At 73.3% G+C, this 26,919-nt stretch carries 15 protein-coding genes; 6 read left to right on the top strand and 9 right to left on the bottom strand.

The genetic code is table 11. The annotated features are described in order from the left end of the window. Positions 1–19: 19 nt before the first annotated feature. From POL72_RS35795 to POL72_RS35835, 9 genes are all read right to left on the bottom strand, one after another. Positions 20–1,315: a hypothetical protein gene (locus POL72_RS35795; RefSeq protein WP_272101294.1), complete on the bottom strand. Its 1,296-nt coding sequence runs from the start codon at positions 1,313–1,315 to the stop codon at positions 20–22. Between the two features lie 413 nt (positions 1,316–1,728). Further along, positions 1,729–2,787, bottom strand: a complete 1,059-nt coding sequence (locus POL72_RS35800; protein WP_272101295.1) for a PEGA domain-containing protein — start codon at positions 2,785–2,787, stop codon at positions 1,729–1,731. Between the two features lie 300 nt (positions 2,788–3,087). Further along, complete coding sequence (locus POL72_RS35805; protein ID WP_272101296.1) at positions 3,088–4,707, bottom strand: hypothetical protein; 1,620 nt, start codon at positions 4,705–4,707, stop codon at positions 3,088–3,090. A 31-nt stretch (positions 4,708–4,738) separates the two neighbouring features. Continuing rightward, positions 4,739–5,746 carry a PEGA domain-containing protein gene (locus POL72_RS35810; protein WP_272101297.1) on the bottom strand — a complete coding sequence of 336 codons (1,008 nt, stop codon included), beginning with the start codon at positions 5,744–5,746 and terminating at the stop codon, positions 4,739–4,741. Positions 5,747–5,790: 44 nt separating this feature from the next. Then, entirely contained in the window at positions 5,791–7,551 is a 1,761-nt protein-coding gene (locus POL72_RS35815; protein WP_272101298.1) for a hypothetical protein, read from the bottom strand. Beyond that, on the bottom strand, positions 7,541–8,560 hold the full coding sequence (locus tag POL72_RS35820; protein WP_272101300.1) for a hypothetical protein: 1,020 nt from the start codon (positions 8,558–8,560) through the stop codon (positions 7,541–7,543). Before POL72_RS35820 ends, POL72_RS35815 begins: the two co-directional genes overlap by 11 nt. A gap of 276 nt (positions 8,561–8,836) precedes the next feature. Continuing rightward, the gene (tsaD, locus tag POL72_RS35825) at positions 8,837–9,907 is read right to left on the bottom strand and encodes a tRNA (adenosine(37)-N6)-threonylcarbamoyltransferase complex transferase subunit TsaD (RefSeq protein WP_272101301.1); all 1,071 of its coding nucleotides are present in this window, start codon (positions 9,905–9,907) and stop codon (positions 8,837–8,839) included. Next, positions 9,895–10,485: a hypothetical protein gene (locus POL72_RS35830; RefSeq protein WP_272101302.1), complete on the bottom strand. Its 591-nt coding sequence runs from the start codon at positions 10,483–10,485 to the stop codon at positions 9,895–9,897. The genes tsaD and POL72_RS35830 overlap by 13 nt, the downstream gene beginning before the upstream one ends. Further along, positions 10,482–14,765, bottom strand: a complete 4,284-nt coding sequence (locus POL72_RS35835; protein ID WP_272101303.1) for a HEAT repeat domain-containing protein — start codon at positions 14,763–14,765, stop codon at positions 10,482–10,484. The genes POL72_RS35830 and POL72_RS35835 overlap by 4 nt, the downstream gene beginning before the upstream one ends. A 142-nt stretch (positions 14,766–14,907) precedes the next feature. Between POL72_RS35835 and POL72_RS35840 the strand changes: the two genes are divergently transcribed. The 6 genes from POL72_RS35840 (at position 14,908) to POL72_RS35865 (ending at position 26,917) form a co-directional block, all read left to right on the top strand. Beyond that, positions 14,908–15,528, top strand: a complete 621-nt coding sequence (locus POL72_RS35840; RefSeq protein WP_272101304.1) for an AAA family ATPase — start codon at positions 14,908–14,910, stop codon at positions 15,526–15,528. After that, positions 15,516–16,760, top strand: a complete 1,245-nt coding sequence (locus tag POL72_RS35845) for a PD-(D/E)XK nuclease domain-containing protein (RefSeq protein ID WP_272101305.1) — start codon at positions 15,516–15,518, stop codon at positions 16,758–16,760. The genes POL72_RS35840 and POL72_RS35845 overlap by 13 nt, the downstream gene beginning before the upstream one ends. A 236-nt stretch (positions 16,761–16,996) precedes the next feature. Beyond that, the gene (locus POL72_RS35850; protein ID WP_272101306.1) at positions 16,997–20,995 is read left to right on the top strand and encodes a protein kinase domain-containing protein; all 3,999 of its coding nucleotides are present in this window, start codon (positions 16,997–16,999) and stop codon (positions 20,993–20,995) included. 192 nt (positions 20,996–21,187) lie between these two features. Next, positions 21,188–21,982 carry a hypothetical protein gene (locus POL72_RS35855; protein ID WP_272101307.1) on the top strand — a complete coding sequence of 265 codons (795 nt, stop codon included), beginning with the start codon at positions 21,188–21,190 and terminating at the stop codon, positions 21,980–21,982. Positions 21,983–22,205: 223 nt separating this feature from the next. Continuing rightward, positions 22,206–23,378, top strand: a complete 1,173-nt coding sequence (locus POL72_RS35860; RefSeq protein ID WP_272101308.1) for a beta-propeller domain-containing protein — start codon at positions 22,206–22,208, stop codon at positions 23,376–23,378. Continuing rightward, positions 23,375–26,917, top strand: a complete 3,543-nt coding sequence (locus tag POL72_RS35865; protein ID WP_272101309.1) for a hypothetical protein — start codon at positions 23,375–23,377, stop codon at positions 26,915–26,917. The genes POL72_RS35860 and POL72_RS35865 overlap by 4 nt, the downstream gene beginning before the upstream one ends. Positions 26,918–26,919 lie beyond the last annotated feature (2 nt).

A 26,919-nucleotide genomic window follows, 5' to 3' on the forward strand; every position in this document is an offset into this window, starting at 1 on the left:
GGAATCATGGCGCCGGTGCTCACCGAGACGAGAAATCCAGGAGCATGCTGGCCTGACCCGCACCGCCCTCATGGTCGACATCGCTGCCAGCGCCGCCTGCGCCGGGCACGCCCAGTTGGACCATGACGCCATCGAGGGACGGGACGGTGTCCGGCGTGCCCAGGAAGGCGATGGCGAGGGAATGGCCGCCCTGACCGCCGCCGCCCCGGCCGCCGGAGCCTCCCTGGCCTCCCTGCCCGCCGCGGCATCCTTCGATCACATCATTGCCCCGACCCATCCCGCCCGGCCCTCCATACGCGCCAGGCCCGCCGTCCTGGCCGCCGGTGCCGTCGCCGCCATTGCCACCCTTACGCGCGATCAGCCGGACACCGTCACGGAACGTGAGTGTTGCGTTGACGCTCACCAGGGCGATGCTCGACCCGCCGGGAGAGCCACCCCTGCCGCCAGCACCGCCGCAGCCACCCGTGCCGCCGTTGCCGCCGCTGGCGCCGCCACGGGTGCCAAAAGGGCATTGGGTGCTCCCGCGGGTGCCGCCGCCACCCCCGCCCCCCTGGGCAGTCTTCCCGCGTTGGCCGTCGCCGCCGGACAACCCGGCGTAGCCGGCGCTGGAGAGCTGGCCGATGCCGTGTGCCCCTGCGCCCGGTGCGCCGTCCTCACCCGCTCTGCCTGACTGGCCCTGGGTACACCCTCTGCTTTCGGCAACGTATGCGCCAGCGTTGGGATTGTCCTCCCCACCGGGAGAACCGCTGCCGCCATCGGTCGCGCGGTCCTCGAGGCCACGCCCGCCCCTCCCGCCGGTCGAGTCGTCGGAGGTGTCCGCAGTACCGCACGTATCGGGCTGCGGCGCGGCAGTGGATACGTCGTTTGCCGAGCATGCAGCGTTCCCCCGGGTGCCCTGGGGGAGTCGCGCGGGTTGCGGAGGAGGGGCCGCCCCCGGGGCACCGGGCGCCGCATCGCCCGCCTCGAAGGTGCACCGAGCCAGGTCGATGGCGCAGCGCTCGGCGATCGCTGCGATGGCGGAGGTCCCCGCGTCGTCCGGATCGATCGCCGGAGCGATGACATGGAGATTCTCCAGGTGCACCGTCTCGCCTTCGGCGCGCATGGCCAGGGGCACAACCCCGGGCGGCGCCGTGAGGGTGGTCTTGTTGGCCTCCCCCCATTGCCAATGAGCGTCGCAATCGAGGCCACCGTAGAGGGTGATCCCCGCCGTCACGGTGAGCGATTCGTTGAACGTCTGGGCGCACGCGTACACGCGGCGCGCCTCCTTGTCCTCGATCTGCGCGGCGCGCTGGATGGCGTCCGCGAGCGTCTTCACCGGCGCATCCGGGCTCCCGTCACCCCCGTCGGCCGCCGTGGCCGACACGAACACGCCGCAGGTCGCGTCCGCGCTCCAGCGCTGCCTGTCGCTGGGCACGCACCCCACGGGCGTCGGCCCTCCCCCGGCACCCCCGGCCCCGGTGGCACCTCCGCTCCCGGCCGCGCCTCCGGTCCCGCCGGCGCCGCCGGTCCCCGTGGCACCTCCGCTCCCTGATGCGCCGCCGGTCCCCGCGCCCTCAGCCTCTCCACCCACCCCGCGCCCGCCGCCGCATTCATGCAGCTCGCTACAGTCGGGGCCGAGGCAGCTCGCCGCTGGGAGCACCGCTGCGATCGAGGCCAGGGTCAGCGTCGAGGCCCCACACGCGGCAAGCCGCATCGCCCTCTGTGTTCGTCGGTTCATGGTTCCTCGGCTCAGAACACGCCGCCGGCGACGAGCCCGCCGCCGCCTGGCATCACGAGCGGAAAGAGATGCACCCGCTGCTCGGGCTCGCTCGGCGCTCCAGCGAGCCATGTGTAGCCGAGCGTCCCCACCGCGCTCGCGCCTGCGCCGATGAAGCTCCAGAGCGCCAGGTTGCTGAAAAGATACTGGTCGTCGACCAGCGAGCGCAGCTTGCTGCACTGCTGCTTCTGGTCGCTGCCAGCGGGGGTCGCGCAGTTGACGGATCCGGCCTCCATGGCGTCGATCACGCTGTTCTGCCGCGCCGCGTCGCTCGCTTTGCCGTTGGCGACGAGCGTGAACACGACGCCCGCGACCGTTCCGACGCCGGTCGCGATGCCGCCTCCGACGAGCACCGCGGTCCTCCCGCCGCCCTGCGACACCCCGGGCGCCGGCGAGGCGCTCCGTTCAGCACCGGCGCCCCTCGCGTCCGGCGCCGGAGGGCGCTCCAGCGCGATGACCACCGTCTCCGTGCCCCCCGCGGGCGCGTCGACCGGCCGGGTCTGGGACACATACCCGTCGAGCTTCGCTCCCACCTCATGCCGTCCCGGATCGAGGAACACGGGATCCGCGAGCGGCGCTCGCCCGACGATCGCCCCGTCGACCGTCACCTCGGCGCCGCCCGGCGCGACCTCCACGGTGACGGCCGCGACCTGCGCCCGCGCCTCCTGCAGCGACACCTCCGCGCGCTGCCGCTCCTGGACCTTCGTCGCGGGGACCTCGCGGAGGTAGCGCGTGAGGTACTCGGCCGCGTCGCGCGGCTTGCCCACCCGGAGGCAGGCCACGCCCAGGTTCGAGGCGATCTGGTAGTGCGGCTTGAGGCCCCACGCCGCGAGGAACGCCGCGTGCGCCTCGGCCCACTTCCCCGCGTTGGCCGCCTTCACCCCGTCTGCGAAGAGCTGGCGCGCCCTGTCCGTCAGCGCGTCGCTCTCCTGCGCCTCGGCCCGAGGGGGCGCCGGCTGCGCCTCGGCGGCGGGCGCCAGCAAGGCGATGACTACGCTCAGGGTCCACGGCAGCGGGCGGTTCCTCATCATGGTAAGTCCGGCGTTGCTTCAGGCAGCTGCGTCGGGCGCAAGGGAAGGGTACGGCAGCACCTTGCCTACCCTGGAGCTCGAACCGTACCTCTTCTGTGCGATCAGGGAAGCATTTGATGCTCCCGTTTCATACAGGGCGTGATGGTGCAGCAGCTCCGCAGCGTCCCGCGGCCGTTCCTGCGTCGCAAGGGTGTTGACGCGCGGCTTCATGCATGGAGAGGCACGCCCGGAGCACCGGAGGCGGCTGCTTCCGTCTTGAGCTCGTCCTCCTGGTTCAAAGGTCAACGTGGCCCGTGGATTCTAATCGTCTGATCGAGAGGTGGTCGAGCAAGGCGTATTTTTAGCAAAATCCCAGCACTCTTGGACGAGGCCGTTCGCGCCTGATGCACCGTTGTTCGGAGCAGCGCCCGCCCCTGGGCCGCCCGTACCTGCATCGCCGGGGGTGAATGAGCCCGGGCTGATCACCCGCAACCCTTTCCCGCGGAAGGCGATGCCGAGCGAGTGACCGCCATGGCCACCGCCGCCCGGGCCGCCATTGCCGCCCGGCCCACCGCGCCCGCCCTCGCAGCTCTCCTTGGCATCACCCGCCCGGGCCCCAAAGGCGCCACCTAAGCTCCCGTTTCCACCTAGCTGGCCTTCTCCTCCCGGCCCGCCATTCCCGGCATCACCAGCAACAAGGCTCACTCTGTCGAGAGAGACCGTCGCATCGACAACGACAAATGCGATGCTGGAGCCTCCGGGATGCCCCCCGTCGCCCCCTTGACCCCCACAGCCCCCGCTGCCCCCTGCGCCGCCGCTGGCGCCGGGCAGCAAGACCTTGACGCTACCTGAACACGCCGCAGCGGTCCCCCTGGCGCCGCCTCCGCCGCCCCCGCCTTGACCAGGCTTGCCGGTGCCACCTTGCTGTGCGAGCACCCCGGTGTAGCCATTCGCATCGACGGTGCCCAGGCCTTCGGAAGGACCGGCTGGCTTACCGGGATCACCGGCGGCGCCATTCTTACCATCCGTGCACGACTGGTCAGCCGTTTCCTTGATTCCGCCCGCTCCTTCGGCCGGCTCGGATGTGGCCGGCTTGCCGGACGTGCCGTCGCCGGCGTCGGAGCGCTCGGGACTCGTGGTGGTACCCGTCACGGTACCGCCATCGCCCCCGTTCCCTCCTTCGGATTCCCCACCCGCACACCGTGTGATTGGACCCGCTGGTCCACCGTGCGTAGCTCCTGGGCTGCATACCGCCAGGCCCGGATCGCCATTGATGCCGTCAAGCGTCGAATCGCGCGGGATGGCGCGCGCCTGCGCTCCACTCTTGGCATTGCCGGCCTCGAGCCTGACGTTGACGATGTCGATCGTCCCGCCGTTCGTCAGCAGCGCGGTCGACGACTTCCCCGGAGAGTCGGCGTCCGCGGCGACGACGTCGACGTTTTCCAGCCGATTGTTGCCGCCGTTCAGCGTGAGGGCAATGACGTCAGCCCCTCCCTGGAGCGTCGTCCGCGCGTCGGGTGACCAGGTCCAGGCTCCGTCGCAGGCCGTGAAGCCACCGTAGATCTTCACTCCACCGTTGAAGGTCACGCCGGTGGCCTCGGAATACGTCTCTCCCATCTCGCCGCACGCATAGACCCGCTTCGGGTTCTTCGCGGCGGCCTGGGTGAAGCTCTTGAACGGCTGTTCCTTGCTACCGTCCCCACTGGCGGCCGCGCTCGACCGCACGAAGACTCCACAGGATCCGTCCGGAGGTAAGCTCTTGTCGGTGAGGTCGCAGTTCTTCGCCGGGTCGGGTTGGCCACCTGCATCACCGCCTGCGGTGCAAGCGGGGCCTTCGCAGCCCTCGGCTGGATCATAGCGGACCACGCATCCGACCGCCTCGGCGCCCATGGCTGCTATCCCCAGAAAGAGCGCAGCAGCGAGACGGGCACGATGACGCATTCTGAATCTCCTCTGTTCCACGTACCCCAGCTCAGAACGTTCCGCTGACCAGGAGCCCGGAAGCCCCCGTTCCCAGGAGCGGCACCACTTGCACGGCCGGACGCGATTCGGTCGGCCTCACCGTCACGAGCCCATAAACAAGCGTTCCAACCCCGATGGCTCCGCCCGCCACAAAGCTCCAGAACGCTGAGTTCGTGAGATCCACCTTGGCGAACACGGTGTCCTTCAGCTTCGCGCATTTTGACGAGCTGATGTCAGGACACGAGGCGAACCCGTCGCCTTCCACGACCAATTCCTGCCTGAGCTTCTCGGCGTCCCCCGCCCGCCCGTTGGCCAGAACCGTGAGCACCACGCCCGCCGCTACGCCCGCGCCGGCCGCGATCCCGCCGCCCACGAGCACCGCCGTCCGCACCTTGTCGCGCGGCATCTCTGACCTCGGAGGAATCGACGTGCCGACGCTCCCTCCGATCTCGGCGGACGGCGTGCGCTCAAGCTGCAGGGCCACTGTCTCCGTGCTCCCCGCCACCGTTGCAATCGGCCGCATGGCAGGCGCGTGCCCATCGAGCTTCGCGCCGATCTCATGCTTCCCTGGATCGAGAAACACCGGATCCGCCAGCGGCGCCTTGCCCACGACCGCCCCGTCGACGGTCACCTCCGCCCCTGCCGGCGCCACCCGCACCGTGACGGACGCGATCTTCGCGAGCGCCTCCTTCAGCGACGCCTCCGCGCTCTGTCGCTCCTTCACCTTTGTGGCAGGCGCCTCGCGGAGGTACCGCGTCAGGTACTCCGCGGCTTCGCGGTTCCTGCCCAGCTTCACGCAGGCCACCCCCAGGTTCGAGGCGATCTGATAATGCGGCTTGATGGCCCACGCCGCGAGGAACGACGCACGCGCATCGGCCCATTTCCCTGCCGCTGCAGCCTGTCTCCCCTCTTCATAGAGCTGCCGCGCCTTGTCCGTCAGCGCGTCGGTCTCCTCAGCGACGGCCTGGGTGGCCGGCTGTTGCGCGCCGGCCACCTGCGCCGTCAACGCCACGGCCATGCTCCAACTCCATAGCAGCGGACGCTTCTTCATCGTCGGAGTCATCAGAACTCTGGCTTCCCTTCGGGGAGAGGCGGCTCGGAGGTGCGCGACGGCGGCACCTTACCCGCTCTCGGCTTCGGGTCAATGCGCCCCGTCGCGGCCCCACCTACCTTGGTGTTCCTTGTCCGCCCCGACGACTGCGTCTTCGGCTGGGGCTCATCCTGCTGCGGCTGCTCCTGCCCCGCCTGCGGCTTCGCCGTCGCCTCCGGCCGCGCCGTCGTGGAGGGCGAGCCTGTCGTCGCCGCCGCGCCGGACTCGGCGCTCGGCCCCGGCGCCGCCGCGCTCCCCGCAGGCAGCGCCACGCCCGGCGCCGTCGCTTCCGGCGCCGCCGTCCCGCCCCCGGGCGTTCCCTGCGATACCAGCACCGCGACCATGCCCGCCACGGCCACGAAGCCGAGCCCCGCGACGGCCCATATCCACGTCCGCGACGACGCCGGCTTCTCCACGATGACCGGGATCTCGTCGCGCTCCTCCCCGCCGACGCTCGGCAGCGGCGCCGCCGCCGGCGCGCTCCACGCCCCGCCGCTCGCCGCCCGCCCCGCAACGCCGCCCGCCGCCCGCGCCGGAACGGCGTTCCCCGGGCCCGCCTGGCCCATCCGCACGGGCCCCGTGCCCCCGGCCTCGCCCGCCGTCAGCGCCGCGCTCCCGAGCAGCTTCTCCGAATCGATGACCAGCGTCCCCTTCGGCCCGACCTGCTGCGACGCCGGCCCCGCCCCGACGCCCTTCTGCGACGGCGGCATCGACCCCGGCGCCCGCCGCTCCTGCAGCGCCACCCCCGACATCGCGCCCGCCACGCCAAGCGGCCCCGTCCCGCCCTGCTGCGCCGCCAACCGCTCGCGCCATCCGCCGGCGAACTGCGGCTTCTCCTCCACCTCGCCCTGCGGCCGCGCCCCGAACATCCCCCGCGCGATCTCCGCCTCGTCCTCCGCGACCTCCTCGATCCGGATCAGCACCCCGTGCCGATCCTCCATCGTGACGTCGCGCTCTCGCACGAACCGCACCGAGACCCCGCCCGGGATATCCGCCTCCCGCCCGCTCGTGATCGACGTCCACTTGATGTTCGACCGGTACAGCACCGTCGCGATCTTCGCCGCCGCGAGCGCGATCGACCCGAAGGGCTCATCCGGCTTGTGGACGATCACCACCCGCTTCGGCTGCGCCCCCTCGTCGGCCACCCAGTCCCACGTCGCGCCGCTCCGCCGGAGATACGGCAGATCGCCGAACTCCTCGACATACCGCTCCAGCACGTGCGCCACCCGCTCCGGCGCCTCCCGCACCGCACTCACGTACTCGCGGTAGAACATGCCCGCCGACGAGTTGACCTCCGTCGCGTTCATCACGTGCCGGTAAAACGTCGCCGCTGCCTCGAGCAGCGTCGTATACCCGAGGTCCCGATCCACCGCGACGATCCCGTGCGCGAACGGCGGGTTTCCCCGCCCGGCGTGGTCGACTGTCCCGCCGATCCGGAACCCGAAGATGAGCCCCATCGCCCCGTGGCCAGGCTCGTGCTGCGTGTCATCCCTCGACAGGTTGCCGATCGCGAACGCGTGCGTCGCCCCCGTCGCAGGCTCGATGTACTTCATCAGCCGCGCGAGGTGGCTGAACTGCGTCGTCGTGAGGGGCCCTTGCGGCACCTCCGGGCAGTACATGAAGTCGATCTGGTGCCCCGGGATGTTCCCGTGCAGCACGTGGTACCACGCCGCGTCCGCCGGCGCGCGGTACCGCGGGATCACATACCCCGAAGCGCCCTCGCTACCGTACATTGGGCCTGACCTGCTGCGGCACCGGCGGGGCAGGGAGCGCCGCGGTCCGCGACAACGCCGAGCTCCCGCTGATGTCCTGCTTCATTCGCTGCAGGAGCTGAGGATCATACGCGTTCTTCGGGAGGATCTTCTCCACGAAGTGCGAGAACAGGTGATGTGTGCTGTGCCCGTAGCTCGCCGACCCGACGAGCACGCGAATGTCGATGTTGTTCTTGTACCGCTCCAGGCTGTCGATGAGCGACTTGTAATAGCCGCGCGCCTCCCGCTCCACCTCGGCCGGCGTCCCGGAGAGAACATCGGACTTGTTGATGAAGAGCACGACCGCCTTGCACGAGGCCAGCGTCTTCGGGCTGAAGAAGAACTGCAGCGACTGCGGCTGAAACTCCCGGAGCTGCTCCTGGATCCTCGCCGGCTCGATCTTCTGACCGTCCTTGCCCGCCAGATCCACGACCATCAGGAGCCCATGGATCTCCTCCATGATGAGCTCCTGCTGCGCGTCCACGATGTGCTCGCCGCCCCAGTCGCCGATCTCGAACACGTGCTCTGTCAGCACCTCTTTCGTGAGGACGTGGCTGACAGTCCGCTCGTAACGCTCGATCTTCGTCCCCTGCAGCGTGCCCAGATCCACGAGGGGATTCGCCCACTTGAGCGTGAGCGACGTCTTGCCGGTCCACTTGATGCCGAGCGTCAGGATCTTGTACCGCTTCTGCGTGATCTTCGGCCGGCTCTCGAGCTCGCTCTTGTACCAGTCGATCTCCTTCTGCTGGGCATCGAGCCAGTCGACCTTCTGGCGATCGTCGTTCCTCGCGAGCTCGAGCGCCTGCTGGAGCTGCCCGTACTGCGCCCTCATCTGATCGAGCTGGCCCTTGGCCTGCCGGAGCGCCTCGATGTGCTGGTTCGCGTCCTGGAGCTGCCGCTTCAGCTGCGTGGCCTGCATCAGCAGGAACACGGCGCCTGCGCCGCACGCCACCGCAATCAACCCGAGCACTATCGGTAGAACAACCTGCATGGCTTACAATCCTCGCGCCCCGCCGGGCGGGCTATCCCACCCTTGTCCTGTCCCGCGCGGCCGGAAGAACGACGAGCGCGGGCCGGCCTGGATCCTGAGAACGCATCAGACCACGGCTCGCCGCAGCGTACAAGTCCGAGGTAATCCCCAGCACGAGCCATTACTTCATCGTCCGCCATCGTCCGCCATCGTCCGCCACCGGACGTCATGTCCCCACGCACACAGGGCCCGCGTCCTCCGCGCCCTCGCGCCGCTCCCGCTACGGGCCTGTCCCGATCACCTCGCGCCACCGCCCTTGCGGGTCACCCGCGGCAGCGCCGTCCTCGTCTCGGGCGCGAGATCCAGCGTGTCCCGCTCCCCGGCCGCGAGCCGCAGCGCGCCCGCATACGCGATCATCGCCCCATTGTCCGTGCAGCTCGCGAGCGGCGGCACGAACAGCGCGAGGCCCCGACGCTCGCACGCCGCGGCCATCTTCGCGCGGAGCCCCTGGTTCGCAGCGACCCCACCGCCGAGGACCACCCGCTCGATCCCCTCGGCCCGGGCGGCCCGCACGGTCTTCTGCACGAGCGCGTCGACCACCGCCCCCTGGAACGCCGCGCACAGGTCGCGGAGCGCCTGCCCCTCCGGCCGCCCCCGCTTCGCCACGTGGCGCGCGACCGCGCTCTTGATGCCCGAGAAGCTGAACTCGAGCGACTCCTTGCGCGCCATCAGCGCCGGCACCGCGTCCGCCGCGGCCGCCGCGTCTCCCCCGGCCGCGAGCCGATCGACCACCGGCCCGCCCGGGTACCCGAGGCCGAGCAGCTTCGCCACCTTGTCGAACGCCTCGCCCGCCGCGTCGTCGCGCGTCGCGCCGAGCTCCCGGATCGCGCCGATCGCCGGGCCGTCCACCCGGTAGATCGCCGTGTGCCCGCCCGAGGCGAGCAGCGCCACGTAGGGGAACGACGGCCGCTCATGCTCGTCGCCGAGAGGCGCGCCGCCCCGCCGCAGGAACACCGCGAGCAGGTGCCCCACGAGGTGATCGACGCCCACGAGCGGCTTGCCCGCGGCCCACGCGAGCCCCTTCGCGGCCTGCAGGCCGACGAGCAGCGCCCCGGCGAGCCCCGGCCGCGACGTCACCGCCACGCCGTCGAGATCCGCCGCCGAGACGCCCGCGCGCGAGAGCGCCTCGCGCACCACCGGGACCACCGCGCGCGCGTGATCGCGCGCCGCGACCTCCGGCACGACGCCCCCGTAAGGCGCGTGCAGCGCCACCTGGCTGCGCACCACGTCGGAGAGGACGTCGCCTCCCTCGGTGACCACCGCCGCCGCCGTCTCATCACACGATGTCTCGATGCCTAGAACCCGCATGTCCCTGTCCGCCGCGTCAGCCTGAAATTGCCAAACACCTGCCGCTGCCCCGCCGCCTCTGCCTCGCTCGACGCGAGCGGCGCCCGGCCCGGCCGGAGCAGGCGCACCTCGACCGACTCGTCCGTGCGCAGCGATAGCACCGCGAGCAGCGGCTCCGCCTCTGGCTCCGCCGCGTCGACCGCGTAGATAGCGTTGCGCTCCCGGCCCTCCCCGAACTCCAGCCGCGACAGCGGATCGTGGGAGAGCGCGCCGATCGGCCGCAGCGGCGCGCCGTCGAGGAGGCGCCGCTCGGCCGTGGCCCCGTCGGGCGCCTCGTAGGTCCACAGCGCGCCCGGCGGCTCTGGCCCGTCGAGCGCGTCCGCGTCGAGCGTGAGCCGCATCTGCACCCGCGGGCTCAGGCCGGTGCGGAACGCGCCGCCCAGCGTGATCGCGCCGCAGTACGCCTCCCCGTCGGCCGTCGAGAACCGGCTCAGGTCGTCGCAGCCGGCCGCCCCGCCGGCGCTCATCGCGCCGGCGAGGGCGAGCAGCGCGAGCCGCAGCGCGACGCGCCGCGGCCCGGGCGGAGCGGCGCGGCTCAAGGCGCGGCGCTCCGCATCAGCTCGGCCGCGGTCTGGCGGACGCGCGGCTCGGGATCGCTCGCCGCGAGCTGCCGGAGCACCGGCGCCGCCGCCGCGCGGTCCGCGGAGGCCAGGGCGCGGGCCGCCGCCTCGCGCACGAGGGCATACGCGTCGGCGCGGGCCGCCTCGCCGAGCGTCTCCGCGACCTGGCTCGGCCTGCCGCCGCCCGCGCCCCCGCCCGGCGCGCCGAGCCGACCCAGCGCCTCCGCCGCGCGCACGCGCAGCGGCCAGCTCGACGAGGACCGCAGGAGCTCCGAGACGGCCGCGATCGTCGGCCCGTGCCGGACCGCGCCGAGCGCCGAGAGCGCCGCGCGCCGCACGCTCTCCTCGGGATCGCCGAGCGCGTCGACCACCGCGGCCTGCGCCTCCGGCTCGGGCCGGGTCGCGAGCAGCTCGACCGCGCGCGTGCGCACCTCGATCGCCGGGTGCCGCACGAGCGCCACGAACCCGCTCACCACCGCCGCGGCGATCCCCTCCACGGCGGCCTCCACCTGCCGCCTCGGCTCCGGGGCGAGCGCCGCGCGCCCGTCCGTGAAGGGCGCGAGCCCGAGCGCCGCGGCGCCCACGCCGGCGCCGCGATCGCCGCCCGACACGGCCGCGCCGCGCGACAGGATCGCGTCCGCGACGACCAGGGCCCGCTCGGGAGACGTCGCGACCGCGGCGACCGCGGCCTTCTGCAGCGCCGGGCCGAGCGCAACGAGCGCCGCCGCGCGATCCTCCGGGCCGGGCGGATCGGGGTCGAGCCCCGCGAGCGCGTCCTTCACCGTCAGCGCGCCGTCCGGCACCGGCAGCGGCTCGCGCGTGCGCGGGTACGCGCGCCGCGTGAGCGCGACCGCCGCCGACACCGCGGCGGCGCGCAGCCCCTCGTCGGACGAGAACGCGCCGGCCGCGATCGCCTGCGCGGCCCCGCTCGCGGCGACCGCCTCGGCCTCGCCGGCGCCGCCGCCGCTGTGTCCCGCGCTGCCGCCGCCGTCGCCGAGCCGCGCGAGCGTGATCAGCGCCGCGCGGCGCAGCTCCGGCTCGCTCGAGTCGGCGAGCGACATGAACAGCGCGGGCCCCTCGCCGCCGCCCCCGAGCTCGCCCAGCGCGCGGACCGCGGCCGCGCGCGGCATGGAGCCGGCCTCGGGCGCCCTCGCGACCGCGGACAGCGCCGCCGCGTGCTTCCGGTCGTGCGTCAGCCCGAGGCCGAGCGCCGCGAGCGCCCGCACCTCCGGCGCCGGCGACGACAGGAGCCGCGCGAGCAGCGCCTCCGCCTTCGCCGCCGGCCGCCCGCCGCCCGCCGCGAGCCGCGCCACGCCCCAGGTCGCGGCGACCGCGACCGCGTCGTTCGGCAGCACGCTCGCGGCCGCGTCCCTCGGCGCGAGCATCTGCTCGTAGCGCTCCAGCATGGCCGGGTCGCGCAGCGCGCCGCACGCGATCATCGCGCGGGCGCGCAGGCCCTTGTCCGCCTGGCCGATCGCGAAGTTGTAGAGCGCCGGCCCGGCGCCCTTGTTCTCGACGTAGGCCAGCACCTCGATCGCGACCTTCTGCTGCGACTCCTTCTCGTCCGCGAGCGCGTCGAGCAGCGGCTTCACGGCGCGGGCGCCGATCTTCGCGAGCTCCGCGCGCGCCGCCGCGCCCCCCGCGCGGCCCTCGCCGCGGACCTTCTGCATCAGCGGGAAGGTCATCGCGCCGTAGAGCTCCACGAGCAGCCGCCGGTAGAGCGGCTTCTGCGGGTTGCCGACCGCGACCGGGAGGAGCTCGCGCTCGAGCACCTCGAGCGAGCCCCGGCCGAGGTTCACCTGCATCGACATCCGCGCCGCGCGCGCGACGAGCTCCTCGTCGTTCGACGCCCGCACCACCCGGCGGAAGAGCCGGTCGGCCTCCTCGGCCTGCCCCGCCGTGAGCAGCAGCTCGGCGAGGTCGAAGTACACGGGGAACAGCCGGTCGTTCTTCGCGAGGGCCTGCCGGTACTCGGCGATCGCGCGCGGGAAGTCCTGCCGCCGGCGGTACATGTCGCCGAGCTTCTGGTGGCCGCTCGCGTCCTCGGGCGACAGCTCGACGGCCCGCGCGGCGTACCGGATCGCGTCGTCGTCGCGGTACAGCTCCGCGGCGTACTGCGCCATGCGCTGGTAGAACTCGCGGGCCCGCTTCGGGTTCACCTCGACGAGCTTGCCCAGCACGTCGATCGCGCCGAGGAGGTTCTGCTGGAGCACGAGCACGCGCTCCAGCGCGAGGAGCGAGTCCTCGTCCCCCGGCGCGGCCTGGACCAGCCTCCGGAGCGTGGCCTCGGCGTCGGGCAGCCGGTGCAGCTTGCGCTGCACCTCCGCGAGCAGCCGCCCCGCCTCCAGGTCGGGCGGGGTCGCGTTGAAGCGCGCGCCGAGCGGCGCGACGCGGCTCGGCAGCTCGTGGGTGAGCGACCAGAGGCTGACGATGTGGGTGCGCGCCTCGCGCGCGAGCAGCTTGTCGTTGCCCGCCCCGGCGAGCAGCTGCTCCCAGAGCTCGCGCGCCTCCGTGTAGCGCGGCCCGGCGTTGCCGAGCGCGCTCGCGGTGCGCTCCAGCGCGATCGCGAGCGCCTTCTTGTAGCGGCTGTTCGCGGGCTCGAGCTGCGCGGCCTCCCGGAGCGCGGCGAGCGCCTCCGCCACCATGTCGTGGTCGAGGTACACCTCGCCGAGCGTGGCCGCGGCGCGCGCCCGGCTCGGCACGACCTGCTTGATGCGCGCCCACGTCTCCAGCGCCTTCTTCTTGTCGCCGGCCTGGAAGTACCGGTCGCCCAGGTCGACGAGGTGGCTCGGATCGCCGCCCGCGGCCCCGGCGAGCCGCTGGAGCACCTTGAGGGCCCGGTCCTTCTCCTCCACCCGCTCGTAGAAATCGGCGACGGCCGCGAGCGTCTCGGCCTCGTCCGCGACGCGCCCCTCGAGCTGGGTGAGCAGCGCGAGCGCCTTGGGCCGGTCGCCCCGCTGGATGAGCGTCTCGCACAGCTCGAAGACGAAGTCCGCGTTGCCCGGGGCCGCCTTGATCAGGAGCTCGTACTCGCGGATGGCGGCGTCGAGCTCGCCGGCGGTCTGGAGCAGGTGGACGAGCCGGAGCCGCGTGTCGATGTGCTTGCCGTCGAGCGCGAGGGCCCTCCTGTAGATCCCGATCGCCTTGTCGACGTCGCCGGTCTCCTCGTACAGGGCGCCCAGGGTCGCGAGCCGCTGGAAGTCCTGCCCCTTCTCGGCCTCGAGGATGGCGATGAGCTCCGCGAGCTTGCCCTCGGCGCGGAACGCGTCGGTCATGATGAGCAGGATCTCGGCCCGCACCCCGGCGGCGCTGCCGGCGATGGCGAGCGCCCGCTTCAGCACGGCGAGCGCCTCGTCCATCTTCTTCTGCCTGGCGAGCGACTGCCCGAGATCGCGCAGCGCCGGCGCGAGCGCCCGGTTGTCGCCTGCCGCGGCCTTCACGAGCTCGCGGAACTCGGCCTCGGCGCGCGCGTGGTGCCCGCGCGCGGAGAGCTCGCGCCCGAGCTCGGCCTTCACGAAGAGCGAGCCCTGCGCGTTCTTCACGAGCGCGTCGTGCTGCGCCTTGGCCGCGTCGAAGTCGGAGAGGTCGAGGCAGAGCGCGAGCAGCGTGCGCCGGGTCTGCTCGACGTCCGCGGGGACCTTGAGCAGCGGCAGCGCCTTCTCGTAGTGCGCGCGCGCGCGGGCCTTGTCGCCGCGATCCGCCTCGAGCTGGGCGAGCGCCATCATGGCCGCCGGGTCCCCGGGCCGGTCCGCGATGGCGGCCTCGTACGTCTTGATGGCGTCGTCGTAGCGCCCGTCCTGCTTGTAGACGCCGGCGAGCACGACCTTGGAGGCCCAGGCGTCGGCCCCGGGCTGCGCGGCGCGGCGCTCGAACTCCTCGACGAGCTTCTTCAGGTTCCCGTCGCGCTCGCGGTAGAGCTGGGCGAGGCGCTGGAGCGGGAAGGGCGCGCTCGGCTGGCTCATGACGATGGCCGTGTAGCGCGCGATCAGCGCGTCGCTCGACGGGCCGCCCCGCTTCCCGTCGCCGGCCTCGGCCGGCTCCGGCTTCGCCTGCGGCGGCTTCGCGGGCTGCGGCCGCGCGGCGGGGCCGGGCTTGCCACCGCCGCCGGGCTTGCCGCCGCCGGGCTTGGGGGCCTTCGGCCTGGGCCGCTTGCCGCGGCCGGACGGATCGAAATCCGCGGCCTCGGCGTGCGGGATCGCGAGCGTCGCGGCCGCGGGGATCAGGACCGCGAGGCAGCCGACCAGAACGTGGGATCGCACCTGGGTAGGGTAGATCGACCGTGCGCGGCGGGCCACGCGGAGCAGCGGCGGCGCCGGGAACGGGCGGGATCGGGGCGGCGCGGATGCGGGACATGCGAGGCCGCTGAGCTCAGCAGACGTCTTTCCAATTCCGGCCGCGCGCTTGACGCGCCGGGGGCGGCCGGGGACAGTCCCCGCGCGCCCTGGTAGCGCCGACACGATCACGTCGAGCGACAGCCCCCTGCGCGCCGCGAGTCGCCATGCCCTCGTCCCCGCCCTCGGCCAGTCCGATTTTCGCGAGCTCCGCCGCGCGGGCGCGGGTTATGTCGACAAGACCCCCTTCCTGGGACAGCTCCTCGCCGATCCTGCGCAGGTCGTCCTGTTCCCGCGGCCGCGCCGCTTCGGAAAGACACTGAACCTCTCCACCCTCGCGTATTTCCTCGGGAAGCGCGACGAGGACCTCTCCCCGCTGTTCCAGGATCTCGCCGTCTGGAACGACCCGGCGGCCCGCGAGCATTTCCAGCGGTACCCCGTCCTCTTTCTGACGTTCAAGGACATCAAGACCCTCTCCTACGAGACCACGCTGGACGCGATCCGTACCGAGGTGCAGCGCCTCTACAGCCAGCATCAACACCTGCTGAAGAGCGACGCGCTCCGCCCCGATGAGCGGCGACACTACGAGCACATGCTCCTCGGAGAGATCTCCGAGGAAGACTGCCGTGGCTCACTGAGAGAGCTCTCCGATACCTCGCGCGCCACCACGGCCAGAAGGTGGCCATCCTGATCGACGAGTACGACACCCCCATCCAGTCCGGTTACCTGAACGGCTTCTTCGACGAGGTGACGCTGTTCTTCCGGAACTTCTTCTCTGCCGCCTTCAAGGACAACCCCTCTCTCTTCAAGGGGGCGCTCACGGGGGTGCTGCGGGTCGCCCGGGAGAACCTCTTCTCCGGCCTGAACAACGTCATCGTGTCGTCGATCCTGAGCGACCGCCGCTACGCGACCTCCTTCGGCTTCACCGAGGCCGAGGTCGCCAGCGTCCTGGAGCAAGCGCGGCCCGACGGCGTCTCCGCAGCGCAGCCGGCGCCGCTCCCGGATCCCACGCTGCCGCGCCTCGAGGAGGTACGCGCGTGGTACAACGGATGCCGCTTCGGCGGCGAGGTCATCTACAATCCCTGGTCGATCCTCAACTGTGTGGCCAGCGGCGCCCTCCGGCCGTACTGGGTCAACACGGCCTCGACAGAGCTCCTCCAGCATCTCATCGCCCGGCGGGGGCTCGGGCTCTCGAGCGAGACCGAGGCGCTCCTGCGCGGCGAGCCCGTCGAGGCGCGCATCGACGAGAACATCGTCTTGCGCGATCTGGACCAGCAGCCGGAGGCGCTGTGGAGCTTCCTCCTCTTCTCCGGCTATCTCACCGCCACGGCGGTGTGGGAGGAGCTCGGCGAGGTCACCGCCTCGCTCGCCATTCCCAACCTCGAGGTCCGCGTCGCGTACCGCGATCTCTTCCGCTCCTGGCTCCGGCGCGGGCTCCCGGAGCGGAGGCACGCCGAGGCGCTGATCCGCGCGCTGCTCGACGGCGACGCCCCGTCGCTGGAGGCGCTGATCGAGCGGCTGCTCGTCACGGTGATGTCCTATCAGGACCCCGCCGGCCGGGAGCCGGAGAAGCTCTATCACGGCTTCATTCTGAGCCTCCTGGTGCAGCTCGAGGGGGATTACGACGTTCGCTCGAACCGCGAGTCTGGCCTCGGCCGCGTGGACCTGCTCGTGCGGCCGCGCGCGCCGGGCCGTCCAGGCGTCGTGCTGGAGCTCAAGGTGCCACAGCGAGGCGAGACCCCGGAGCAGGCGCTCCTGGCCGCGGCGCGGCAAGTCCGCGATCGACGTTACGCGGTGGAGCTGGTCGCCGCCGGCGCCGCCCCCGTGCATGAGCTGGTCGCGGTCTTCGACGGAAAGCAAGCCTGGGTGCGGCAGGTCGACGAGGCCCTCTCCGGCGCCAAGGACGGACCCTCGCAGGGCTGATCGACTCGGGCAGACGTCGGGCACATCGTTGTTCGTTGTGGTGAGGCGCACAACCTTGGATCCGCCCTCGCCGCGCGCTCATCGCGCTGCGGTCCCTGAGGTTGCCTTGCTTACAGCACAATTTGCTGACGGGGAGCGCCGCCGTTCTGGATATCCTCGGTCACTGCGATGGGCTCGTCCGAAGCACCCCACAGGCGAGCGCTGCGGCTCTCTGGGTCGTCTCGGGGGTACCGCTGATGCGCGCTGGTGACATCGTCGCTGACCGCTTCGAGATCGAAGGTCACGCGACCTCCGGCGGCATGGCGCAGATCTTCCGCGCCCGCGATCGGCTCACGGGCGAGCCGGTCGCGCTGAAGCTCCTCCAGCGCACGGGCCCGCAGGAGTCGCACCGCTTCCGCCGGGAGGCGCACGCGCTCGCCGCGCTCCGTCACCCCGGGGTCGTCGGGTACGTCGCCCACGGCACGACCGAGGGCGGTGATCTCTACCTCGCGATGCAGTGGCTCTCGGGCGAGACCCTCGCCGAGCGCTTGCTCCGCGAGCCGCTCACCGTCCCCGAGAGCCTCTCGCTCGGCGTGCGCGTCGCCTCCACGCTCGGCGCCCTCCACCGGCTCGGCGTCGTCCACCGCGACCTCAAGCCGAGCAACCTCCTGCTCGTCGGCGGCTCCGTCGACGAGGTCACCCTGCTCGACTTCGGCGTCGTGCGCGTCGCGGACGCCGGCCAGGAGCTCACCATGCCCGGCGTGATGCTCGGCACCCCCGGCTACATGGCCCCCGAGCAGGCGCGCGGCGAGGTCGCCATCGACGCCCGCGCCGACGTCTTCGCCCTCGGCTGCATCCTCTACCGCTGCCTCACCGGCCGGCCCCCGTTCGTCGGCAACGACGGCCTCTCGGTGCTCGTGAAGGTCCTCCTCGAGGATCCGCCGCGGCTCCGGGAGCTCCGCGGCGAGGTCCCGGCCGCGCTCGACGACCTCGTGACGCGCATGCTCGCCAAGGCCCCGCGCGACCGCCCCCGCGACGGCGCGGCCGTGGCCGCCGAGCTCGGGGCGCTCGGCGATCTCGCGCCTGGCTCGCGGCGCGGCGTCCCCCTGTCCATCGGCGGCCCCACGCCCGAGCTGACGACCGGCGAGCGCCGGATGATCTGCCTCCTCGTCGCCCGCGACGGCGCGCTCGACAGCGACGCCACCCGATCCGAGGGCGAGGACGCGCTCCGGGTGCGCGCGCTCAGCGCCCTGGCGGAGCGCCACCAGGGCCGCCTCGAGATCATCGAGGCGCGCTCTCCCGTCGTCGTGCTGTCGGGCCTCGTCGCGCCGACCGACCTCGCCGCCCGGGGGGCGCGGTGCGCGCTCGCGATGCAGGTGCTGCTCGGCGGCGCGCCCGTCGCGCTCGTCTCGGGGCGCGCCGAGATCACCGCCCGCTCTCCGATCGGCAAGCTCATCGACCAGGCCGCCGCGCTGCTCGCCGGCGACGAGGCGCGGCTCGGCGTCGTCCGCATCGACGACGTCACGGCCAGCCTGCTCGGCGCGCGGTTCGATCTCGGGTCGGATCACGCAGGCCACCTCCTGCGCGGCGAGTGCGACGACCTCGAGGCGGTGCCGCGCCTCCTGGGCAAGCCGACGCCGTGCGTGGGCCGTGACCGCGAGCTGTCGCTCCTGGAGGCGACCTTCGTCCAGTGCATCGAGGAGCAGACCCCGTCCGCGGTGCTGGTGACGGCCCCCGCCGGCATGGGCAAGTCGCGCTTGCGCGTCGAGCTGCTCCGGCGCCTCCGGGCGCGGGACGAGCCGATGGCGGTCTGGATCGCGCGCGGCGACCCCATGAGCGCCGGCTCTGCCTTCGGCCTCCTGGCGCAGGTGCTCCGCCGCGCGCTCGGCGTCGCCGACGGCGCGCCGGCCGCAGCGGTGCATCGCAAGATCCGCGAGCGCGTCGGTCGCCACGGCGAGCGCGTCGCCCACGTCGCGCCCTTCCTCGGCGAGCTCGTGGGGACGCCCTTCCCGGACGAGGCCAGCGAGGCGCTCAGGGCGGCGCGGCGGAGCTCCGTGCTGATGGGCGATCAGCTGCACCTCGCGTGGGAGGAGTTCCTGCGCGCCGAGTGCGCGGCGCAGCCGGTGCTGCTCGTCCTCGAGGACATGCACTGGGGCGACCTGCCCACGGTGGGCATGATCAACAGCGCCCTCCGCAACCTGCGCGACGCGCCGTTCATGGTGCTGGCGCTCGGCCGGCCCGAGGTGCGCGAGATGTTCCCGAAGCTGTGGGCCGGCCGCGGCCTGCAGGAGATCGAGCTCGCGGGGCTCTCGCGCCGCGCCAGCGAGCGGCTCGCGCGCCAGGCGCTCGGCGGCGCCGTCACCGACGAGATGATCGGCACGCTGGTCGAGCGGGCCGACGGCAACGCCTTCTTCCTGGAAGAGCAGATCCGTGCTGCCGCCGAGGGGCGAGGGGCCGCGCTGCCGGAGACGGTGCTGGCGATGGTGCAGGCGCGGCTCGAGGCGCTCGCTCCCGAGGCGCGGCGCGTCCTCCGGGCGGCGAGCGTCTTCGGCCAGAGCTTCCGGCCCGCCGGCGTCGCCGCGCTGCTCGGCGGTGCCGACGCCGAGGTGGCAGACTGGCTCGCCGAGCTCGTCGAGCGCGAGGTGATCGTCCAGAGGCGGCAGCCTGGCCGGGGCGGCGCGCACGGCGAGGGCTTCTCCTCCACGCCGTCCGCGCGCGGGGGGCCCGAGCGCGACGCCTCGCCGGCGCGCCGGGCCGCGGCGCTCGATCCCGGCCCTCCGATCGAGGCGCGCGCGGACGATCCCGAGTACAGCTTCCGGCACGGCCTCGTGCGGGAGGCGGCGTACGGGGCGCTGACGGAGTACGACCGGCGGCTCGGCCACCGGCTTGTGGCCGAGTGGCTCGAAGGGGAGGGGAAGGGCGACGCGGCGGAGCTCGCGGAGCACTTCGAGCGCGGCGCCGAGCCGGGGCGCGCGGCGGCATGGTACCGGCGCGCGGCGGAGCAGGCGCTGCGCGGCAACGATCTCCTCGCCGCGATTCGCCACGCCGAGCGCGGCCTCGCGTGCGGCGCGACCGGGGCAGAGGCGGGTGGGCTGCTCCTCGTCGACGCGGAGGCCCGCGTGTGGCGTGGCGATTTCGCCGTGGCCGAGCAGCGCGCGCTCGAGGCCGTCGCGCTGTTCGAGCCGGGCTCGCCGTCCTGGTACTCCGCCGTGACCTGGGTGGTCATGGCCGCTGGCAAGCAGGGGGCCTTCGATCGCGTGGAGTCCTGGGTGGCGACGGCGCGGGGCGCGTCGCCCCGCGAGGGCGCGCTGACCGGGAGGGACGTCTGCCTCGTCGAGGGGGCCAACTGGCTCGCCTTCGGCGGCCGCTACGCTGTGGCGGACGGGATCATCGAGGCCCTCGAGCGCAGCGGGGAGGAGGAGCGGCCGCTCGACGTCGAGGTGCTCGCCAGGCTCTACGAGGCGCGCGCCATCCGCACCATGACCTCCGGCGATCTCGGCGCCTGCCTCGACGGCATCGAGGCGGCGCTCGCGGTGTTCGAGCGGAGCGGCGATCGCCGCAACGCGTGCTCGCTGCGGGTGAACCTGGGCGCCATCACCATGGAGCTCGGGGACTACGAGGGGGCCGAGGCCGCGCTGCGCGCAGCGCTCCGCGCGGCGGAGCAGATGGAGCTCACGGATCTGGCCGCGTTCGCCCGCAGCAACCTGGGCAACGTGATGATCGCCCGCGGCAACCTCGACGAGGCCCGGCGGGTCGAGGAGGAGGCGATCGCGACGTTCCAGCGGCTGGGCGATCCGAGGGCCGAGGGGATCGCCCGCGCGTACCTCGGGAAGGCGGCGCTGCTCGCCGGCGATCTTGGCGCAGCCGAGGCCGAGGCCCGCGCGGCCGCGGAGCTCCTGCAGAACGCGCCGCCGCTGCGCGCGGCGGCGTGGGCCCTCTCCGCGCGCGTCCTGCTCCGGAAGGGCTGTCCCGAGGAGGCGCTCGCGCTCTCTGGCGACGCGCTCTCCCTCCTGGAGTCGCTCGGCGCGGTCGAGGAGGGCGAATCGCTGATCCGGCTCGTGCGGGCCGAGGCGCTCTTCGCGAGCGGCCGGCAGGACGAGGCGCTCGCCGCGATCGCGCAGGCGCGCCACAGCGTGATGTCCCGTGCCGGGCAGATCTCGAATCCTCGCTACCGGGATCAGTTTCTGTCTGCGCTCGACAACGGCGAGACGCTCGCGCTCGCGGCGCAATGGCTCGGCGACCGAGACGCTCCATGAGCTCGCGCTTCGCCGCACGTGGGATCTCCTGCTCGCAGCTCTTCCAGGAGCCGCGCGCCGCCCACGAGCGCGCCTGAACGGCCGTTTCCTCGCCGTTCTCACGACGTCGCCGCAGGTGCGGAATTTTAGGGTTCCTCCGGAAAAGTCGTTGAGGAAATTCCTGATGCGTGTTTCATTTGTGTGGAGGGGGCTATGCAGTACCGTTTCAGACTCGCAATCTTGTTCCTGGGCCTGAGCGCCAACCATCTGCTGGCCTGTGTCGGCGAGGCGGACCCCCTGGAGGGAGACGGGGGCACGGCGGAGCAAGAGGTGGTGACGCGGAACGCGTTCACGAAGACAGCGCTCGTGGAGAGTGCGTTCGCGACAGACACGCTCGCCACGGAAGCGCTCACGGGCAACCCGCTGACGAGCGACGCGCTCGCGAGCAGCAGCGATGTCATGAGCGCGCTGCGCGATCCTCTGGCTCGCGAGTTCTTGACGTACGTGGCGGGCTGCGCGCTCCCGGAGGGGCAATCCGTGCAGGTCTCTCTGGACGGCGAGACGTATACCTTCGCGGGGAGTATCGGTCTCGCGCTCGAGTGGGGCCGAGCTCACGGGAAGTGCAACGCTCACTGTCAAGGCTGGGTCTCGGCCTGCATGCTGGCCAGGATCAACCACCTCGGCGAGAGCGTGCCTATCTCGATGCGTGGCAAGCACAAGGCCCTCGACTCGGATCAAGCGGAGCGAGAGGCCTTTCCGAACCGAGAGGCGGCCTATTTCGGCGACCTCTTCGCGCCGGAGCAGCGCCGGTTCGCGTGCAAGTCGCCCGGCTCGACGCTCATCGGCCGCGTGTGCGGCGGGACGGGCGTCGACACGCAGGGCTGCATCGTCGACGTCCTCGGCGACTGCGACGACATCTGCGGCGCTCCGACGTCGGACGGCAGCTTCCCGAACTGCGTTGGCGGTGGCCATACGACCCCGACGACGGTGACCGTCTTCCGGGAGTAGCGGGTCCTGGTTTCCGCCGCGTGGGCCTCGTCGGTGGCCAGCGCGACCGCCACGGGCTCCTCTCGGGTGCGTTCGCCAACGCGTGATTTTCCGGCAGCAGCAGCCGAGCCGGCTCCTCGACCGCGCCACCGCACGGTTCGCCGCCCGCTCCTTGCCACGGGCTGACGCGCTGCGGCCGCCTCCCCGCGACGGCTCGCCGCTTTCGTACTATGGTCGCGCCGCCATGAAACGAAGGCTGCCTGCCCCGCTCGCCTGCCTGCTGCTCGCCGCCTGCGCCTCCTCGGAACCCCGACCGAAGGAGCCGCTCGGTCAGATCCCGGAGGCGACGACCACGGCGAAGCCAGAGTGGCTTCCCTTCCGCGTCCGCGCCGGCAAGAGCGTCGCCGCCGATCCGCGCGAGAAGCACTTCGCCGAGCTCCGCCAGCTCACCTTCGGCGGCGAGAACGCCGAGGCCTACTGGTCGCCCGACGGCAGGAAGGTCGTGTTCCAGTCGACCCGCGACGGGAACAGCTGCGACCAGCAGTACATCATGGATCTGGAGAGCGGCGAGGTGCGCCGGGTCTCGAACGGCCAGGGCAAGACCACCTGCGGCTACTTCCTCTTCCCTGCGCCCGCGGCCCCTGCCCAGGCGCGCGTCCTCTTCGCGTCCACGCACGCCGCCGGCGAGGCGTGCCCGCCGAAGCCCGACCACTCGCAGGGGTACGTGTGGCCGCTCGACGAGTTCGACATCTACACAGCGAACGCCGACGGCTCGGATCTCCGCCCCCTCATCCAGGGCAAGGGCTACGACGCCGAGGCGACCGTCGCGTTCGACGGCTCGCGCCTCGTGTTCACGAGCACGCGCGACGGGGACATCGACCTCTACACCGCGAAGCTCGACGGCTCGGACGTCAAGCGCATCACGAGCACGCCCGGCTACGACGGCGGCGCCTTCTTCTCCCCCGACGCGACCAAGCTGGTCTGGCGGGCGAGCCGCCCCACCGGAGCGGCGCTCGACGACTACCGCGCGTTGCTCGCCAAGGGGCTCGTGCGCCCCAGCGCGCTCGAGATCTTCGTCGCGAGCGCCGACGGGCAGAACCCGCGCCCGGTGACGAGGAACGGCCGCGCCAACTTCGCGCCCTACTTCCTCCCGGACTCGCGGCGGATCCTCTTCGCCTCGGATTTCAGCACCCCGGTGGGCGCCCGGGGCATGCCCAACTTCGACCTCTACCTCGTCGACTCCGACGCGCCCCCGACGGCGGACGGCGTGCCGCCCGTCGAGCGCGTGACCTTCTACGAGGGCTTCGACAGCTTCCCGATGTTCTCGCCGACCGGCGAGCACGTCGTCTTCGCCTCGAACCGGTACGGCGCGAAGCCTGGCGAGACCAACCTGTTCGTCGCCCGCTGGGTCGAATGACCGCGTCGCCGTCGCGGACCCGCGCGCCGATCGCGCTCGCGTCGGCGTGCGCGCTCGCGGGCTGCTCGGGCGCCCCGGCGCAGCCGCCCCGCCCTGCCGCGGCCGCCCTCCCCTCGACGGACGCCGCGGGCGCGGCCTACACCTCGCCGGCGCGCTGGAGCTACCACCCGGCGGCGCCCGACGCCGCGGTCGCGTGGGCGCCGTTCGCCGGTGCCGGCTGCGTCGTGGTCGCCCAGGGAGGGCAGCGATGGACGGTGACGCCCGATCCTCGGACGTCCGCGCCCCCGCCGAGCGCCGCCGGGCCCGCTGCGCAGGCCGAGCGCTGCGCCGGCCAGGGCAGGACGAGCGCCTCGCCCGCGCCCGAGGAGCTCACCGCGATCGTGCGGCGCTCGCCGGCCTCGTGGATGTTCGTCGGCGCGAGCGGCGCGATCTACGAGGCCTCCTCGCCGCTCGGCCAGCTCACGCGGGCGCTCTCTCCGCCCGAGCCGCTCCTGCAGGTCGCGGGCGCCGGCGGCTCGCTGATCGGGGTGACCCGGGGCGGCGGGCTGCTCCGGTGGCGCGAGGAGCTCGGCTGGAAGCCGGTCCTGCTCGACGGCGCCGCGGGGCAGGGCGGGGCCCAGCCGCGCGCCTTCGGCGTCGCCATGGCCGACGGCGGCCGCGCGCTCGTGCTCGCGCTGCCGGAGGCGCTGTTCGCCAGCGAGGACGGCGGGGGCACCTGGGCGCGCGCGCCGCTCCCGACGATGGGCCTCTCGCGGGTCGGCTCCCTCGGGGGCGAGCTCATCGCCGAGGGGCTCCTCGCGTCGGCGACCTGGGACCCACGGCGCACGCCTGCGTTCTCCCGCAGCGCGGCGACGCTCCCGCGGACGGACGTCGAGCTCGACGTGACGATCCCGCGCGCCCCGTCCGCGTCCGCTGTGTCGCTCGGGCGGGCGGCGGTGAGCGGCGATCGCTACGTCGAGGCGGTCCGCCCGGAAGACGCCGGCGCGCCGTGGCTCTTCGCGAGCGGCCCCATCGAGGGGCCGCTCAAGGAAGCGGCCCTGCCGGGCACCGGCGACTGCGGGAGCATCAAGCTCGGCGCGAACGGCCGGCGCGTCGTCGCCGTGTGCGCCGAGCCGGACGGCGATCGCGTCGCGGCGCGGGTGCTCCGCAGCGACGATGGCGGCGGCGCGTGGTCGCCGGTCGCCACGCTGGAGACGCCCGACATCGACCAGGTCGGCGTCGCCGTGGCGCCCGAGGGCGCGGCGCTCCTGACCGGTGTCTGCAAGACGAGCGACGGCGCGGACAGCTGCAAGCCGACCGCGCCGCTCCTCCTGACCCACGACGGCGCCCGCGAGGAGGATCGCGCCGCGGTCGTCCTCGCGGCGGCCCCCACGCTCAGCGCCCCCGCCGCGCTGCCCGCGTTCTCGGCGGACGGGCGCTCCGCGTATTTCCTCGGCTACCGCGGCAAGGACGAGCGCCTCGCGCTGTTCGTCTCGCACGACGGCGGCGAGACCTTCGCGCCGCGGCCGCTCGACGCGACCGCCGCGCCGCCGGCGCCGCGGGGCGACGGCGACGAGGACGAGGACGAGGACGCCGAGGGCGGGCCGGGCGACGGTCGATCGCCGGAGGGGTTCGAGATCGTCGAGGAGAGCGCGCTGCGCGCGGCGGAAGACGGCGCCGTCGGCCTGCTGCTCTCGGAGCGCGGCTCGCTCACGTACCTGACCGCCGACGAGGACGGCCGGGTGCTCACGGCGACGACCCCGCCGGCGGAGAGCGCGGCGCTCGCCGGCTTCGGGCGGCGCGTGCTCGCGCTCGCGTCGCGCGCGAGAGAGGGCGGCGACGATGTCGCGGCGCTCTGGGAGTCGCTCGACGGCGGCGTGAGCTGGGCGGAGCTCCCGGAGATGCCGGCGCTGTCGCGCGAGCTCTCCCAGGCCCAGCTCGCGATCGCGTGCTGCGCCGGCGGCTGCCTCTTCGGCGACGCGGCGACCCGCGTCGGCTGGGGCGGCCAGGCCGACGGCGCGCTGCCGCGCGCGCCGGAGCCGGCCCCGCGCGCGCAGCCTTCCGCGCGCACGCCCATCGTCTGCGAGACGCTGCCGTCCTCGAAGTGGACGCGCGTCGACCATGTCGACTCGAGCGGCCTCGGCCTGCCCGACGGCGACGAGCTCTTGCGCGGCCGGTCGGTGTGGTCGTTGCTCACGCGCGCCCCGAGCGGCGCGGTCGACGTCGTCTCCGCGATGCTCCCCGAGTCCGGCGCCGGGGAGGCGCGGGTCGTCACGCGATCGCTGCTGCCCGCGGTGCCGGCGGGGCTCGGGCGAGCGCGGGTCGCGACCAACGTCACCTCCCAGATGGAGGGCTACGCCGTGGCGCGCCTGCGGATCCCGGGCGGCGCGGCGATGCCGGGGGCCCCGATGCGCAACGTCGAGGTCGCCTGGGAGAACTTCCTGGATGGCACCTCGGGCCGCGGCACGATCCTCGACGCCGGCCCGTTCGAGCTCGGCGACGTGAAGGTCATCCCCGACGCCGCGCGAAAGCCGCGCGCGGGCGCCCGCCCGCAGGCGGGCCCGGCAGGCGCCGCCTCGCGCCGCGCGCCGCCCCCCGACGACTTCTTCGATCCCGCGCTCCTGTCGGTCTCGCTGGGCGGGCTCTTCGTGAGGCCGCATTCCGCCAGCGCTCACTCGGCGCTCACGTTCTTCTACGAGCCGCCGGGGAAGCTCCGGCGCTTCGACTTCCCGTCCTGGCCCGCGTCGGGCCTTCACGGCAGCCTCGACGTGCGCGCCGACGCGGTCCTGGCGGACGGCCAGCCCTTCGGCGTGGGGATGGTCCGGCAGGCGTCGAACGGCCCGATGATCGGGATGCTGCTCGCCCACCGCCCGGCGCCTCCCGCCGGCGCGCCCGCCGCGCCGGGCCCGGGCGCCGAGTGGGCGGTCGACGCCGTCTCGGTCGCCCCGCCGGCGGATCGCGATCGGATCGTGCACACCGACTGGACCTACGCTGGACGGTCGATCGGCGTGACGACGCTGGTCGCCGATCCAGGGCACGCGGTCGCGTGGTCGATCTTCCAGGCGTTCCGCGCGGATGGCACGCTCGGCCCCGCGCAGCCGCTGCCGACGCCGTTCGACCTCGGAGACGCGCCGCGCCCTTGCTCCGCCGCCGAACGCGCGGCGAGCGCGCGCCAGGAGGCGCCGTTCTTCCTCGGCAGCACGGCCTTGTTCCCGGGCACACGCCACCCGGTGCTCGTCGTCGATGCCGCTGGTCCCTCAGGCCCGCCCGAGGTCACGGTGCTCCTGACCTCCACCCTGGTGCTCCACGGCACGCCTGCCGCGCCGTGCGTCGCGGGCTGGGAGGCGCGGGCGATCGGGCGGGCTCCCCGGTCCGCGATCATCCCAGGCGATCTCGCCCAGTCGTGGTTGTTCCGGACGGCGGCGGGCTCGGCTGCTGCTGCGGGCGGAGCGAGCGGCACGGCCGTCGAGCTCCGCCCGATGGTGTGCCGCTTCGATCCCGGCGCGGAGGTCCCGGAGGCGGTATGGAGTGAGCCGGGCATGGCGCGGCTCGCGCGTTGAGC

Origin of the sequence: Sorangium aterium (assembly GCF_028368935.1) — a bacterium.
In the GTDB taxonomy this organism is placed as follows: Bacteria; Myxococcota_A; Polyangia; order Polyangiales; family Polyangiaceae; genus Sorangium; species Sorangium atrum.